Below are 13,816 nucleotides of genomic sequence, written 5' to 3' on the forward strand. Positions count from 1 at the left end.
GGTAAAGTCCTGCGCATTCGCCCGGTGGCTGCGGGTCCCCGCACCTAGCCTGTCGCCCATGGTGAATGGCAACCTGGCCGACCGCGTGGCCGCGGGCCCCTACTGGGGGCTCGTGCGACCCGTGATGCTGCCCGTCGAGCAGCCGGTCCACCTGGCGCACCTGCGGTGCGTCCAGGGCGCCCAGGACTACTCGGGCACCCTGTTCGTCACCAGCCACCAGATCATCTGGCGCACCATCGACCCGCGGATGCCCGAGGGCTCCGCCTTCGAGATCCGCTTCCCGGAGCTGATGGACGTCGAGCGCCCCTCACGGGTGGCGATGTTCCACGCCTTCCGCCTGGTCACCGAGGAGAACGGGCGTCCGGTCGACGTCTACTTCTTCCCCCAGCACAAGACCGAGGTCGACCGCATCCTGTGCGACCGGATGTACGACGCCGTGCGCGGCAGCTGGCAGCAGCACCTCGACCTGCGAGACTCCGCCGCCACCGGCTGACCAGCGCCTGACCAGCGCCTGACCACCGGCTGACCAGCGCCTGACGGCACCGAACGGCGCCCGCGCAGCCTCTCAGCCGTCGAGCGTGCCCCGCGCGAGGCTCTCCCCGGAGTGGGTCGGGTCCCCGTCGCCGGGCTCGTAGGAGATGTCGACGATCCGGTAGCCCTCGTCGAGCAGCTCCTCGGGGAACTCGAAGTCGCCGGCCTCCCCGTCGTTGAGCAGGCCGAGCGAGATCATCCGGGTGCCGTCGACGTTGATCAGCCACACCTCGCGGATGCCCTCGGGTCCGTCGAGCTCCTGGGCCTGGACCTGGAGCACCACCCGGTCGTCGTCCTCGCGCCGGACCTGGGCGCGGCCCCGGTCCTGGGCGGCGGCGTCGAGCGAGGCCAGCTTGGCGGTGCTCACCACGGTGGGCTCGGGGGACGCCTCGGGGGCCTCGTCGCCGTCGCCGGCGAGCAGCATCCCGCCGCCGAGCCCGACGAGGAGCGTCACCGCGGCGGCGGTCCCCGCCATCCACGTCGGGACGCCGCGGCGCCGCGCGTCGAGGTCGGAGACCGTCGCCCCGTCACCGGCCCGGTCACCGGCCCCGCCGGCCATCGGGACGGGGGCTGGGACGGGAGCGGCAGGACCGGTCGACCGGGTCCCGGGGGAGGGGCTGGGAGCCGAGGCGCCGGCGGTCGCGGGCTGCTCCTGCTCGATTCCTGCGATCTCCGCGGAGATGGCCGCCCAGACCGAGGGCGGGGGCGTCACCAGCACCTCGTCGCCGGCAGCCGAGGCCACCGCGAGGATCTCGCGGAGCGCCTCGACCTCGGCGCCGCAGTCGGCGCAGGCCTCGGCATGGGCGCGGGCCCGGTTCAACGTGTCGTGATCGGGCCCGTCGTGACCCGCCTCGTGGTCTCCGGGCTCGTGACCCGTCTCGTCGAGGGCGAGGGCGGCGAGGAGCTGGTCGTCGACGTGCGCGTCCCGGTCGTCATGCGGTTGCACGGTTCACCTCCTCCAAGGTCTTGCGGAGCTGGGCAAGTCCCCGCCTGACGTGGCTCTTCACGGTGCCGAGCGGCAGCCCCAGGCGGGCGGCGACCTGCTCGTGGGTGAGGTCCTCGTGGAAGGCCAGTCGCAGGATGGTGCCGCGGGGGTCACCGAGGCTCTCAAGATGTTGGGCGACGACCAAACGGTCGACTAGACCGGCCTCGTGGTCGGTGCCGGTGCCGGCGGCCCCGGTGAGCTGGGCCTGCTCCCCGGTGGCCTGGGCCGCCGCGGCGGAGACCCGGTGGGCGTCGCGGGCCCGCTCGGCCCGGCGGTCCGCGATGCGGTGCCGGGTGATCCCGATCAGCCAGGCCGGCAGCGCGTGCTCCGTGGGGACCAGGGTGTGCCGGCTGCGCCATGCGGAGACGAAGACCTGCTGGGTGACGTCCTCGGCCTCGTGGTGGTTGCCCAGCGCCCGCAGGGCCACCGTGTGGACGAGCGAGGACCACCGGCGGTAGGCCTCCGCCAGCATCTCGCCGTCGCCGGCGCCGAGGCCCACGGCGACCTCGCCGGCCGTCGGCTCGGGCCCGGCGGGCCCGACGGTCATCGTCACGGCGCTCACGCTACCCCGAGCACGGTGGGTCCGGGGGATCACCCACCGTGCCCGGGAGCGTGGAGAGGTCGCCCGCACGGTGTCTCCGGGAGCCCTCAGGCGCGTGTCACAGGTCGATCGGGCGGAGCACCCGGTCGATGCCGTGCGCCACCTGCTTGTTGCCCTTGTTGAGGTCGAGCGCCTTGAGCACGACGCGGGGGTCCTTGTCGTTGCGGTCGCGGTCGACGAGCGTGATCACGGTGCGCTTGCCCTTCTTGGCGATCTTGACCTTGACCTTGCCGCCCTGGGCGGTGGTCAGCTTGGCCTTGTTGGACTTCAGCACCTTGTTGCTGGTCAGGGTGGCGCCCGGGACCACGTGGTAGAGCAGCACGGTCTCGATGGTGTCGACCCCGGCGGCCTCCACGAGGGTGTTGAAGATCTCCTCCTCGCTCTGGATGGTCTTGCCGGTGAGGTCCTGGGCGAACAGGCGGAAGGCCTGGTCGGTCGGCGCGAAGGCCGTCAGGCGGGTCGAGCCGTCGGCGAGCAGGGCCACCGGGGAGTCGGGCTTCGCGCCGACCACGGCCAGCGCGGCCTCGGTGACGATGTCGAAGTCGGACTTGTTGTCGTCGAACCTGTTGCCGTCCGAGGTCAGGGCCGAGACGAGGGACTTCTCCTTGGGGGCCTTCGCAGCCTCGGCGGGCATGGCGGCGCCGAAGACGGTCGCGGCGGTGGCGAGTGCGGCCAGAGATCCGGTGAGTCGCTTCATCAAACTGTTCCTCTCAACGCGTGGGCGTCTCGGTCGACGCCCTGGTGCCCTCTTCTCCGGAGAAGTGCCGTCGCCGGATGCACCTGGACGCAGGTTTTTCCGCCGGGTCCGCGATGTTGCAGACTGCCCCCTATGAGACCGCAGGTGGTCGCCCATCGGGGGGCCAGCCACGAGAAGGCCGAGCACACCCTGGCGGCCTACGTCGCCGCCCTGGACGCCGGGGCGGAGGCGCTGGAGTGCGACGTCCGACTGACCTCCGACGGCCACCTGGTCTGCGTGCACGACCGCACGCTGAGGCGTACCGCCTCGAGCCCGGGCCTGGTCTCCACGATGAGCCTGGCCGAGCTCGACGAGCTCGACTTCGCCAGCTGGAAGAACCCGTGGGCCGAGCTGGACGACGAGGGCCCGGAGCTCGACGACTCCTACCGCAAGGTGCTCACGCTGCGCCGCCTGCTGGAGATGGTCCGGGACTACGAGCGGCCCGTGCAGGTGGCCATCGAGACCAAGCACCCGGTCCGGTACGGCGGGCTGGTGGAGCGCCGCCTGGTCGAGACGCTCGCCGACTTCGGCTGGTCCGGCGCCGGCTCCCCGGCCCGGGTGATGAGCTTCTCGTGGGCGGCCCTGCAGCGGGTGGAGCGGCAGGCCCCCGAGCTGGAGCTGGTGATGCTGATCGAGAAGGCGCACCACTGGCCGATGCTGCGCCGGGTGATCGGGCCGCACTGGAAGGTGGGTCCCGGCATCGATGAGCTGCGCGAGCACCCGGGGCTGGCCCGGCGCCTGGTGAACAGCCACCGGGACATCCATGTCTGGACGGTCAACAACCAGGCCGACCTCGAGCTCTGCCTCGACCTGGGGGTCCGCGCGGTCATCAGCGACCGACCGGCCTACATGCTGGAGCTGCTGGACGGCAGGTAGGTTCTCGCGCATGGCCAAGAAGTCGCGCACCAAGTCACGAGACGCCCAGGCACCCGGCGACGGCGGGTCCGCCGCCGGGACCGAAGGGGCCGTCGGCCCCCGCCAGCCCTGTCCCTGCGGGTCGGGCAAGCGCTACAAGGCGTGCCACGGCGCGGCCGGCGGGGCGAGCGCCCCCTTCGTCGCCCGTCCCTTCGAGGGTCTGGCCGGCGAGTGCGACATCATCGCGCTGCGCGAGCTGGTGCCCGCCGCGACCGCGCCGCTGCGGCTGCGCGACGGGGTCGCCCCCGAGGGGTGGACCGGCTCGGTGCGGCTGTGCTCGCTGCTGCCGATGGCCTCCCCCGCGATGGTGCGCGACTCCGGCGACGTGTGGCTCGGCCTCCAGGTCCAGCACCAGTTCGGCGACCCCTCGCGCGACCTGGCGGCGGTGCTGGAGCAGGCGCTCGCGCGGGCGGCAGCCGGCGAGAGCGGCGTGGTCGGGCTGACCACCGACCCCGGCAGCGGCCCCCGGTTGCAGGACCTCGTCGTCGACGAGCCGCTGGAGATCACCGTGCACGACGGCTTCGGCTACTGGATCGACGACGTGCCCGAGCGCGACGCCGAGATGGAGGCGGCCCTGGAGCAGGCCAACGGCTCGGCGAACCCCACGGTGCGGCTGCGCAGCGTCGAGGCGGCGTACTGGACGAACGTGGGCCCCAAGGAGCACCTGCGCTGGGTGATGCCGCACGACGAGGACGCGCTGCTCACCGCCCTGGCCCGGCTGCACGCGGCCGGTGAGGACTCGGTCGCCGAGGGCTCCCGCCTGGTCGGGATGTTCCGCGCCCACGGTCTGCTGGCCCCGGTGTGGGACCTGCCGGTCGGCACCGGCGCGGAGGTCCTGGAGGAGCCGGCGGCGCGCTTCGCGGCCGCCCTCGAGGCGGCGCTGGCCGACGGGAGCGAGCTCAGCGCCGAGCAGCGCTCCGCCCGGGCCGGCCTGGCCAACCGCCAGGTGACGATCCGCTGACGGTCGCCACCCCGGGACGGTAAGTGAGACATCGCTCTCATCTAGCGGGATTCACCGGCTCAGGGGTTTGAGATCCGGGGCGGAGTGGCGTACGTTGTGACAGCCCGGTCGTTGTTGTATCCCCCGTCAACAGCGGCCGGGTACCTTCATTTCCCGGCGCCCGTCATCGCGGCCAGGCCCCGGCGGTGCCAGAGCCACCCGGCCAGCACCAGCAGCACTCCGGAGGCCAGGAACCCCAGGTCCCAGGAGAGCGGGGCGCCGAGGTCGTCCCGGACGTGGTGGACACCCAGCAGCTGATGGTTGACCAGGCCCTCGACCAGGTTGAAGATCCCCCAGCCGGCCACCACCAGGCCCAGCTGGAAGCCCCAGCTCGGCGCCATCCGGCCCTGCCGCCAGGTGGCGATCATCGCGAGGATCCCGCCGGCCACCAGGAACCAGGTCGCGAGGTGGAAGAAGCCGTCGGCGAGGGTGTTGACCTCGAGCCCGGCGACGGTGTCGACCGGCTCCACGTCGCTGACCATGTGGTGCCACTGGAGGATCTGGTGGAGCACGATCCCGTCGACGAAGCCGCCCAGGCCGAGACCGAGCATCAGGCCGGGGCCCCGCGAGGGAGGCTCCGCGGCCGGTCCGCGGGCGGGCTGGCCGGTGGTGCCGGCGGCTGCGGTGTGGTCCATGCCGTCCTGGTACCCGCCGGGCCCGGACCCCACCCGTGCGGCACCCTGTCCCCATGACCGTCGCGCGCTCCGTCCTGCTCTTCGTCGTCGCCGCGCTCTTCGAGATCGGCGGGGCCTGGCTGGTGTGGCAGGGGATCCGGGAGCACCGCGGCTGGCTGTGGGCGGGGGCCGGGGTGATCGCGCTGGGGCTCTACGGCTTCGTCGCGACCCTCCAGCCCGATGCCGGCTTCGGCCGGATCCTGGCGGCCTACGGCGGCGTCTTCGTGGCCGGCTCCCTGGCCTGGGGGATGGTGGTCGACGGCTTCCGCCCCGACCGGTTCGACCTCGTCGGGGCCGCGCTCTGCCTGGTCGGGGTCGCGGTCATCATGTACGCCCCCCGGGCGGGCTGAGGGGGCTACGCTCGAGGAGTGCCTGGAGACGGCCTGCTCCGGTTGGTGTGGCTGGGCCACTCGACCGTGGTGATCGACCTGGCCGGCAGCCGACTGCTGACCGACCCGCTGCTGCGAGCCCACAACAACCTGCTGCGCCGCCGGCCGCCGGCGCCGCGGGCCGAGCAGTGGGCCGGCACCGACGCCGTCCTCCTCTCCCACCTGCACCTCGACCACGCCGAGATCCCGTCGCTGCGGCTGGTGCCCGGGGTGCCGGTGGTCACCGGCCCGGCCAACGCCCGCTGGGCGACCCGCCAGGGCCTGCGGGGGGTGTGTCCCGAGGAGTGGCTCGACGTCGGCGAGGTGCAGGTGCGGCTGGTGCGCGCGGTGCACCACGACCGGCCCCTGCCGCACCGGCCCCGCGACGCGCACGGTCACCTGCTCCGCTCGCGCGGCACCACGGTGTGGTTCGCCGGCGACACCGAGCTCTACCGGGAGATGGTGGACCTGCCTGGGCTCGCCGGGACGGACCGGCTGGACGTGGCGATCGTGCCGATCGGCGGGTGGGGCCCGCGCCTCTCCGGCGGCCACCTGGGCCCGGTGCAGGCCGCGGAGGCCTGCGCGAGGACGGGGGCGCGGTACGCCCTGCCGGTCCACTGGGGCACCCTGCACCCGCCGATGATGCGGGCGGCGGGCGGCTGGTTCGAGCGGCCGCTGGACGCCTTCGTCTCAGCGGTCGCCGACGGGGCTCCGGGGTGCGAGGTGGTGCAGGTCGCCCCCGGCGAGCCCTGGACCCTCGACGTCGGCCAGGACGGGTGACTCCCGGCGCTGGCCGCTGAGGCGCAGGAACCCCAGCAGCACCTGGTGCAGCTGGTCGGCGCCCTCCACCCGCTGCGGCACCGCGTCGGCCAGGTCGCCGGGCACCAGCAGGACCGCGCTCTCCTGCCACCCGCCGAGGCCGCCGTGCGCCCCGACGAGCTCCTCGAAGGCGGCGATGTCGAGGGTGTGCGGATCGATCGAGCTGTTGACGTAGAGGTCCGGTGCCTCGGGGCGCAGCACGGCGCGGGCCAGCAGCCGGCGGGCCGGCTCGCCGAAGTCGCGCAGCGGGTCCTTCCCGGTGACGTGGCCGGTCGCGAGCTGGCACCGGCCGTCGGGCCCCTGGGCCCACGGCGCCCCCTCCTCGTCGAGGCCAGCGACGAACCCCACCCCCGGGTGCTGTGCGAGCCCGGACAGCAGCCGCGGCCACCGCTGGTCCAGCTCGTCGAGGCTGAGGCGGGTCGGGCCCGGCACGTAGAGCAGGCCCAGGTTGCCCGAGGCGAGCACCACGACCTCGTCGGCGGCCGGGGCGTGCCGCCCACCGTGGGTGAGCCCGGGGCTCGCGCCGTTCTCCCGGTCGACCTCCCGGTCGACCCGGCGCTGGGCCGGCCGGGCGACCCGGCCGGCCAGGCCCTCGCTGCCCAGGTCCTGGACCAGGGCGTGGGCCCGGCCCCATCCCTCGTCCGCGGCCACGGGATGACGGACCTCGACCGCCATCAGCTCCGCGCAGACCGCCGCGAGGTCCCGGCCGTAGCGGTCGGCGAAGGGCTGGCCCTGCGACTGGCCGTGGTCGGAGACGACCACGAGCCGGTAGCGGCGCGGCGCCCGGGCCGCGAGCCGCTCGAGCTGGGCCAGCACCCGGTCGAGCCCCTCGAGCGAGGCGATCGACTCGTGCCGGAGGATCCCCGCGTGGTGGGCGATCTCGTCGTAGTCCACGTAGTCGACGTAGACCACCTTGCGGCCGGCCAGCATCTCCTCGGCGACCAGCGCGGTGTTGAGGTCGCGCTGGAGGGCGTTGGTCAGGGCGCGGAGCATCGCGAAGGTCCACGTCCGTGGGATCCGCGGCTCCAGCCCCTGGCGCACCTGGACCCGCGCCTGCCACCGCTCCTTGACCACCTCGCCCACCGTGCGGGTCAGGCTGCGGGCGAAGCCGGTGGGGGTGAGCATGAACCAGGCGACGGCCCGCTTGGTCTGGAGCGAGCCGGGGTCGGCGTCGACGCGGCTCATCGTGAGCAGCGCGCGGGCAGCGTCGCCGGAGAAGAGGTTGGAGATCGAGGTGCCGTCCTCGCAGAGCAGGCCGCGGCCGTCGCTGACCCGCTCCTCGATGATCCGGGCGTCCGCCGGGTGGTTGGCGACCAGCACCCGGCCCAGCTCCCGGTCGTACCACCGGAAGCCGGGGATGCCGGCCACGGTGCCGTGCAGGATGCCCTGCTGGCTGGCCGGGGTGGTGCAGGGCAGCTGCGGCGTCCACTCCAGGAGGCGGTGGCTGCCCGAGGTGATCCACCGGCGGATCGTCGGCACCCCGCCGGCCTGCACCGCCCAGCGCAGCACCGGGAAGGGCACGCCGTCGAGCTGGACGACCACCACCCCGTCGACCTCGGGGTCGGGCGGCGCCACCGGACGGCTTCGCCGGGCCAGCGCGGTGGTGAACGACGCGTCGGTGCCCGCGGAGGCGACGTAGGCCGCCAGCGTGCCGGCCATCGCGCACAGCCAGCTCACCGCGAAGGCGATCGCCCAGGTGGAGGTGATCCCGGGCACCGCGATCATCGCGACGTGCATCACCACCCCCTGGACGACGAAGGCGAGCGGCAGCACCGTGAGCCAGGCGATCCGCACGCTCATCTCCACCAGCACGGGGCGCACCAGGAGGCCGACCACCCCGCTGACCGCCGCGACCGCCGCGAGACGCCAGAGGGAGGAGGCGGAGAGGCCGGGCAGCAGCCGGGTCGAGAGCCACAGGACCGCGGTCGAGACCGCCCAGGTCGACACCAGCCGCCACACGTCGGAGCCGGTGAGCCGCCACTGGTGCCGGGCCGGGCGCGCCGTGGCGGGTTCGTCGCTCGACATCGGCGCCTCCAGCCCTTGGCGGTTCGCCAATCGGACCGTTCCATCCCTACCCCACCGGGTCGCAGAGCGGAAGGGGCCTCGGGCCGGCGTCAGCCGGGCGGGAGCGGCGCCCGGGAGATCGGGCAGCTCATGCACCGCGGGCCGCCCCGGCCCGAGCCGAGCTCGGAGCCGGCGATCCGGACCACCTCGATGCCGGCCGCCTCGAGCCGGTCGTTGGTCTCGTCGTTGCGCTCGTAGGCCACCGCCACCCGGGGCGCCAGGGCCAGGGTGTTGTTGCCGTCGTCCCACTGCTCGCGCTCGGCGGTGACCGGGTCGAGCCCGGTGTCGATCTGGTGCAGGGTGTCGATCTGCATCGCCTTCGCCGCCGCGACCAGGAAGGGCTCCGCAGGGGCGACCAGCAGCTCGCCCGTGCCGTCGCCGGCCGGGTCGCCCTGGGTGACGGCGTGGGCCCGCAGCGAGTCCGCGACGTTGGGATACATCACGATCTTGTCGACGTCGACCATGGTGCAGACCGTGTCCAGGTGCATGGTCGCCCGCTCCTGGGTGATCGGCACGGCCAGCACCGTGTGGGCCAGGCCGTGGGCGAAGAGGTGCCGGGCGAAGCGCTCCACGCCGGCCGCCGTCGTCCGCTCGCCCACGCCGACCGCGACCACGCCCGGTGACATCAGCAGCACGTCGCCGCCCTCGACGTACTCGTGCTGCCAGCCGTGGATCGTGCCGGTGCCGACGAACCGCGGGTGGAGGGTGTAGATCAGCTCGGTCAGCTGCGCCTCGCGCCGCCGGGCGGGCATCGCCAGCGAGGTGATCGCCGCCCGGTCGCGGATCCAGACCGAGGAGTCGCGGGTGAAGAGCAGGTTGGGCAGCGGGTCGATGAGGAAGTCGTCGCTGGCCATCAGCGAGGTGACGAGGCCGAAGCCGCCGCGGACCTCGTCGTTGCGGACCCCGGCGGTGAGGAAGAGGGCGAGCTCGTCGGGAGTGTGGTCGTGGAGCGCGGTGCGCAGGTAGGTCGCCATGGTGTCGCCGAGGTGCAGGGTGTTGGTGACGCCCTCGATCGCGCGTTCGCGCGCCTCGTCGCCGGCCAGCGTCTCGGTCAGCAGGTCGGTCAGGTAGAGCACCTCGACGCCGCGGTCGCGCAGGATGGCGGCGAAGGCGTCGTGCTCCTCCTGCGCCCGGCTCACCCAGGGGATGCCGTCGAAGAGGAGCTTGTCGTTGTTGCGGGGCGTCAGCCGCTTGAGCTCGGGCCCGGGACGGTGGAGCATCACCGTCTGCAGCGTGCCGACCTCGCTGTCGGCGCCGTGCGGGTGCCGGGCGGGCGGGGCGCTGGCTGGATCCGTCGCGACCATGCCCGGCACTCTAGTGGCGGGCGCCACGCCCGGCGGCGGGGCGAGCGGCAGCTCCGGCATCCGGGGGAGCAGGAGTCGTCGGCGGGCGTCGACCAGCCACGGCGGCGGGTCCTCGAGCTGGTCGGCCGCCTCGCCGAGGAGCCCGCGGCCTCAGCCCGCCAGCAGCTCGTAGGCCGAGAGCGCCGCGAGCAGCAGGCAGACGCTGGCGCCCGCGTAGTGCAGGACCGAGAGACTCACCTTCGCCAGCAGCACCCGGCCCACGATGACGGCGAGGCCGGAGACCGTCAACAGGGCGCCCCAGGCGCCGAGGAAGACCGAGACCGGGTCGTCGTACTTGGCGACCAGCGAGAGGGTGAGCAGCTGGGAGAGGTCGCCCCACTCGGCGGCGAAGAGCACCAGGAACGAGGTCAGCACGACCTTGAACCCGCGCACCTCCCCGCGGGCGGCGGCCTTCTCGGAGAACTCCTGCTCGGTCTCGGACTCGCCCTCGGCCTGGTCGTGGCTGCGGGCCTCCCGGAAGAGCAGCACCGCGCCGACCAGGAAGAGCACCATCGCGGCGGCCCGCACCACCTCGGTGGGCAGGAACGCCGCCGCCTTGCCGAGGGCGACCGCGATCCCGGTCTGCACCGCGAAGGCGAGCCCGACGCCGATCCAGACCAGCAGCGGGCGGAACCGGGTGCTGAGCACCAGGGTGGCGATGAAGGTCTTGTCCGGCAGCTCGACCAGGAAGAGGGCGCCGAAGGTGAGCGCGACGACCGCGAGGTCCACGTGGCCTACTCCTTGAGGAAAGCCCGGCTCGCGGCCGCGGCGTCCGCCAGCACCTCGCTGACCGGGCGGCCGAGGGCACTGGCGGCCCGCACGACGTCGTCGAACTCGGGCTGTGCGTTGACGAGGTCCCCGTGGTGCCGGGCGAGCTTGACCGCGATGGTCTGCCCGTCGACCTCGACGTCCACCATCTCACGCTCCAGCGCGTGCTTCCCGAGCGGGATCTCGCGGACGCCGATGGTGCTGGTGTGCCGGAAGATCGCCGCGCGGACCTGCTCGGCCCGCTCGGCGGCGACCAGGACGGAGAGGGTGTGCGCCGGCCGGCCCTTCTTCATCAGGATCGGCGTGAGCCAGGCGTCGCTCGCGCCGGCGGCCAGCAGCGCGGCGATCACCTGGGGCCACAGGCGCGGGTCGAGGTCGTCGATGTTGGACTCGATGAGCAGCGGGCGCGGGTCCGGGACGCTGCTCACCCGGACCTCGTGGGGCCCGGGGGCGGTCGGGTGCCCGACGAGCAGCCGCAGCACGTTGGCGTGACCCGCGGGGTCGCGGCCGCCGGCGCCGACGCCGATCCTCTCGGTGACCATCGCCGGCTGCGCGCCCCACCCGGTGGCCAGGGTGGTGAGCAGCGCCGCGCCGGTGGGGGTGCAGAGCTCGGTCTCCGGGGCGCCGTCGGGTCCGGCGTACGACGGGACGCCGCGCAACAGCTCGGCGACCGCGGGCGGGGGCACCGGCAGCACCCCGTGCGCGCCGCGGACGGTGCCGGAGCCGACCGCGACGGCGCTGACCACCACCTCGGTGACGTCGACCCGGTCGCGGAGCCAGACGAAGCCGGCGCTGACCCCGACCACGTCGGCGATCGCGTCGAGGGCGCCGACCTCGTGGAAGGCGATCTCGGCCGGGTCGACGCCGTGCACGGCTGCCTCGGCGACGGCGAGCCGCTCGAAGACCCGGAGCGCCAGCTCGCGGACCGGCTCGGCCAGGTCGGCGTCTCCCAGGAGCTCCTGGATGTCGCGCCAGCTGCGGTGCTGCTGGGAGTCGGCGACCTCGACGTGGCAGCGGGTGGCGGTGAAGCCGCCGCGGTTCACCCGCTCGGCACGCAGGGTGACCGGCTCGGGCGAGACGGCGGAGACCGCGGACTGCAGCTCCTCCAGCGGGACGCCGGCCGCGAGCAGGGCGCCGAGCAGCATGTCGCCGCTGGCGCCGGAGAGGGCGGCGTCGATCCACACGGTCCCGCTCACGGGCGCTCCTCCGGCTGGGCGGCCGACTGGCGGGCGATGCGGGCGGCCGCGACCCCGGCGCCGTACCCGTTGTCGATGTTGACCACGGTGACTCCGGGTGCGCAGGAGCTGAGCATCCCCAGCAGCGCTGCCACCCCGCCCAGCGAGGCGCCGTACCCGACGCTGGTGGGCACCGCGATCAGCGGGACGCCGACCAGGCCGCCGACGACCGACGGCAGCGCTCCCTCCATCCCGGCGACGACGACGAGGCAGTCGGCGGCCTCGAGCCGGTCGCGGACGGCGAGCAGCCGGTGCAGCCCGGCGACCCCGACGTCGGTGATCCGCTCGACGCCGGCCCCGTGGACCCGCACCGTCACCTCGACCTCGGTGGCGACGGGGGCGTCGGAGGTGCCGGCGGCGACCACGACGACGCGCCCGCGGGGCGTGGGCAGCGGCCCGAGGACGGCGGTGCGCGCCACGGCGTCCACGTCGGCCCCGACCGCGGCGCAGGCGGCGAGCGACTCCTCGGAGAGGCGGGTCGCCAGCACCGCCCGGTCGGGGTGGGCGGCGTGCAGGGTGGTGAGGATGTCGGCGACCTCGGCGGCGGTCTTGCCGGCGCCGTAGACCACCTCGGGGTCGCCGGTGCGGCGCCGCCGGTCCAGGTCGACGCGAGCGAAGCCGAGGTCGGCGGTGGTCCCGTGCTGCTCGTCGCTCCCGTCCGTCACGCCCTGCAACCTACTCTGGTGCCACGCACGCGCCCACGCGCTGCGCTCCGACACCGTGACCCGGGAGATCCTCATGGCCTTCGCTGACGACATGAAGAAGAAGATCGACGAGCTCGAGGTGGAGCGCCGCCTGAAGAAGCTCGCCGACGAGGCCGACAAGACGGTCAACGAGACGGTCGAGAAGGCCGGTGGCCTGGCCCACGAGCGCCGCGACGAGGTCGAGGGCTGGATCGGCAAGGCCACCGAGCGGGTGAACACGAAGACCAAGGGCCAGTACGCCGACAAGGTCGAGAAGGTCCGCACCGGTCTCCTCAGCGGCCTCGACAAGCTGGCCGCCAAGCGGCGGATGGACCCGGTCGCGGAGATCGACGGCCCGTCGAGCCCGTCGAGCCCGTCGAGCCCGTCCACCGGGGGGCCTGCGACGGGCCCGACGCCGTCCGACGGCGCTCCCGGGACCGGCCCCGAGGCAGGCTCCGAGCGCCCGACGGACCCGCCGCTCTCCTAGGCGGCTCGCGGGGGAGACGGACCGGCCGGGGGGCGGTGGGCTCGTGAGGCACGTACGCCGCGAGGTGATGCTGCTGCGCGCGCTCGGGCTGCTGCTGACCGGGCGCCGGGACGTGGCGCCGGGCGAGGAGCCCATCGCCTACTCCGGGCCGCTGGTCGCGATGCTCACCGTGCTGACCGTGGTCGACGGGATCGTCGCGGTGCTGTTGCACGCCCTGCTCCCGGAGTCGGTGAAGGGGCTCGCCCTGGTGCTCGGGGTGGTCGGCGTGGTCTGGCTGGCCGGGTTCGTCGCCTCGCTGGTCTGCTACCCGCATGTGGTCTCAGCCGAGCGTCTGCGGTTGCGCTTCAGCGTCTTCCACGACGTGTCGCTCCCGCTGGCCGCGGTGCGAGCGGTGAGCACCACCCACCGCCAGCCGCGGACCCAGCGGTCGGCCGAGCAGTTCGACGACGAGCTGGAGATGGTGGTCGCCGGTCAGGCGGGCGTGGTCGTCGAGCTGGACCCGGCGATTGGCCCGGCGCTGGGCCCTCTGACTCGGGTGACCTTCCACGCCGACGATCCGCGCCGGGCGGTGGCGCTGGTGCGCGAGCGCGCCGGCGTGTGAGGCCAT

Annotated in this window: 16 protein-coding genes; 7 read left to right on the plus strand and 9 right to left on the minus strand. The window is 74.1% G+C overall.

The features are described from left to right. The first annotated feature begins 58 nt into the window (after positions 1-58). A complete protein-coding gene (locus AC4BGE_RS07765) occupies positions 59-493 on the plus strand; it encodes a hypothetical protein (protein ID WP_490574885.1) in 435 nt (144 codons plus the stop codon). Positions 494-565: 72 nt separating this feature from the next. Here AC4BGE_RS07765 and AC4BGE_RS07770 read toward each other — a convergent pair whose 3' ends face one another. The 3 genes from AC4BGE_RS07770 to AC4BGE_RS07780 form a co-directional block, all read right to left on the minus strand. Further along, positions 566-1,477 carry an anti-sigma factor gene (locus tag AC4BGE_RS07770; protein WP_490574886.1) on the minus strand — a complete coding sequence of 304 codons (912 nt, stop codon included), beginning with the start codon at positions 1,475-1,477 and terminating at the stop codon, positions 566-568. Further along, positions 1,464-2,063 (minus strand): RNA polymerase sigma factor, encoded by a 600-nt coding sequence (locus tag AC4BGE_RS07775; RefSeq protein ID WP_490572109.1) that lies wholly within the window; start codon positions 2,061-2,063, stop codon positions 1,464-1,466. The genes AC4BGE_RS07770 and AC4BGE_RS07775 overlap by 14 nt, the downstream gene beginning before the upstream one ends. A gap of 112 nt (positions 2,064-2,175) precedes the next feature. After that, positions 2,176-2,814: a fasciclin domain-containing protein gene (locus tag AC4BGE_RS07780; RefSeq protein WP_490572088.1), complete on the minus strand. Its 639-nt coding sequence runs from the start codon at positions 2,812-2,814 to the stop codon at positions 2,176-2,178. A gap of 132 nt (positions 2,815-2,946) precedes the next feature. Here AC4BGE_RS07780 and AC4BGE_RS07785 point away from each other — a divergent pair, with 132 nt between their 5' ends. Both AC4BGE_RS07785 and AC4BGE_RS07790 read left to right on the plus strand, forming a co-directional pair. Then, a complete protein-coding gene (locus AC4BGE_RS07785; RefSeq protein WP_490574887.1) occupies positions 2,947-3,729 on the plus strand; it encodes a glycerophosphodiester phosphodiesterase in 783 nt (260 codons plus the stop codon). 10 nt (positions 3,730-3,739) lie between these two features. Beyond that, complete coding sequence (locus AC4BGE_RS07790; RefSeq protein WP_490574888.1) at positions 3,740-4,729, plus strand: DUF5926 family protein; 990 nt, start codon at positions 3,740-3,742, stop codon at positions 4,727-4,729. A 146-nt stretch (positions 4,730-4,875) separates the two neighbouring features. Here the strand turns inward: AC4BGE_RS07790 and AC4BGE_RS07795 are convergent, their stop codons facing one another. Beyond that, entirely contained in the window at positions 4,876-5,403 is a 528-nt protein-coding gene (locus AC4BGE_RS07795) for a DUF2243 domain-containing protein (RefSeq protein ID WP_490574889.1), read from the minus strand. Between the two features lie 53 nt (positions 5,404-5,456). Here AC4BGE_RS07795 and AC4BGE_RS07800 point away from each other — a divergent pair, with 53 nt between their 5' ends. Together AC4BGE_RS07800 and AC4BGE_RS07805 are read left to right on the plus strand one after the other, a co-directional pair. Then, positions 5,457-5,792, plus strand: a complete 336-nt coding sequence (locus tag AC4BGE_RS07800; protein WP_490572092.1) for a YnfA family protein — start codon at positions 5,457-5,459, stop codon at positions 5,790-5,792. A gap of 18 nt (positions 5,793-5,810) precedes the next feature. Further along, the gene (locus AC4BGE_RS07805) at positions 5,811-6,590 is read left to right on the plus strand and encodes an MBL fold metallo-hydrolase (RefSeq protein ID WP_490574890.1); all 780 of its coding nucleotides are present in this window, start codon (positions 5,811-5,813) and stop codon (positions 6,588-6,590) included. Here AC4BGE_RS07805 and AC4BGE_RS07810 read toward each other — a convergent pair. The 5 genes from AC4BGE_RS07810 to larB all read right to left on the minus strand — a co-directional run bounded on the left by AC4BGE_RS07810 (position 6,501) and on the right by larB (position 12,704). After that, the gene (locus AC4BGE_RS07810) at positions 6,501-8,654 is read right to left on the minus strand and encodes a phage holin family protein (protein ID WP_490574891.1); all 2,154 of its coding nucleotides are present in this window, start codon (positions 8,652-8,654) and stop codon (positions 6,501-6,503) included. The genes AC4BGE_RS07805 and AC4BGE_RS07810 overlap by 90 nt on opposite strands. Positions 8,655-8,743: 89 nt before the next feature. Then, a complete protein-coding gene (locus AC4BGE_RS07815; protein ID WP_490574892.1) occupies positions 8,744-9,997 on the minus strand; it encodes an arginine deiminase in 1,254 nt (417 codons plus the stop codon). A 150-nt stretch (positions 9,998-10,147) separates the two neighbouring features. After that, complete coding sequence (locus AC4BGE_RS07820; protein ID WP_490572096.1) at positions 10,148-10,765, minus strand: TMEM165/GDT1 family protein; 618 nt, start codon at positions 10,763-10,765, stop codon at positions 10,148-10,150. A 5-nt stretch (positions 10,766-10,770) separates the two neighbouring features. After that, positions 10,771-12,000, minus strand: coding sequence for a nickel pincer cofactor biosynthesis protein LarC (gene larC / locus AC4BGE_RS07825; protein ID WP_490574893.1), 1,230 nt, complete (start codon positions 11,998-12,000; stop codon positions 10,771-10,773). Continuing rightward, positions 11,997-12,704: a nickel pincer cofactor biosynthesis protein LarB gene (larB, locus tag AC4BGE_RS07830; protein ID WP_490574894.1), complete on the minus strand. Its 708-nt coding sequence runs from the start codon at positions 12,702-12,704 to the stop codon at positions 11,997-11,999. The genes larC and larB overlap by 4 nt, the downstream gene beginning before the upstream one ends. A gap of 73 nt (positions 12,705-12,777) precedes the next feature. Here larB and AC4BGE_RS07835 point away from each other — a divergent pair, with 73 nt between their 5' ends. Further along, the gene (locus tag AC4BGE_RS07835) at positions 12,778-13,209 is read left to right on the plus strand and encodes an antitoxin (RefSeq protein ID WP_490572099.1); all 432 of its coding nucleotides are present in this window, start codon (positions 12,778-12,780) and stop codon (positions 13,207-13,209) included. A gap of 43 nt (positions 13,210-13,252) precedes the next feature. Beyond that, the gene (locus AC4BGE_RS07840) at positions 13,253-13,810 is read left to right on the plus strand and encodes a hypothetical protein (RefSeq protein ID WP_490574895.1); all 558 of its coding nucleotides are present in this window, start codon (positions 13,253-13,255) and stop codon (positions 13,808-13,810) included. Positions 13,811-13,816 lie beyond the last annotated feature (6 nt).

It is taken from the genome of Nocardioides sp. Z50_6, from assembly GCF_058215755.1.

Bases quoted from the DNA above. Each gene is read 5' to 3' on its own strand.
- AC4BGE_RS07815 (WP_490574892.1), bottom strand. From the start codon at position 9,997: ATGGTCGCGACGGATCCAGCCAGCGCCCCGCCCGCCCGGCACCCGCAC.
- AC4BGE_RS07810 (WP_490574891.1), bottom strand. From the start codon at position 8,654: ATGTCGAGCGACGAACCCGCCACGGCGCGCCCGGCCCGGCACCAGTGG.
- AC4BGE_RS07790 (WP_490574888.1), top strand. From the start codon at position 3,740: ATGGCCAAGAAGTCGCGCACCAAGTCACGAGACGCCCAGGCACCCGGC.
- AC4BGE_RS07780 (WP_490572088.1), bottom strand. From the start codon at position 2,814: ATGAAGCGACTCACCGGATCTCTGGCCGCACTCGCCACCGCCGCGACC.
- AC4BGE_RS07775 (WP_490572109.1), bottom strand. From the start codon at position 2,063: ATGACCGTCGGGCCCGCCGGGCCCGAGCCGACGGCCGGCGAGGTCGCC.
- AC4BGE_RS07795 (WP_490574889.1), bottom strand. From the start codon at position 5,403: ATGGACCACACCGCAGCCGCCGGCACCACCGGCCAGCCCGCCCGCGGA.
- AC4BGE_RS07765 (WP_490574885.1), top strand. From the start codon at position 59: ATGGTGAATGGCAACCTGGCCGACCGCGTGGCCGCGGGCCCCTACTGG.
- AC4BGE_RS07800 (WP_490572092.1), top strand. From the start codon at position 5,457: ATGACCGTCGCGCGCTCCGTCCTGCTCTTCGTCGTCGCCGCGCTCTTC.
- AC4BGE_RS07785 (WP_490574887.1), top strand. From the start codon at position 2,947: ATGAGACCGCAGGTGGTCGCCCATCGGGGGGCCAGCCACGAGAAGGCC.
- AC4BGE_RS07835 (WP_490572099.1), top strand. From the start codon at position 12,778: ATGGCCTTCGCTGACGACATGAAGAAGAAGATCGACGAGCTCGAGGTG.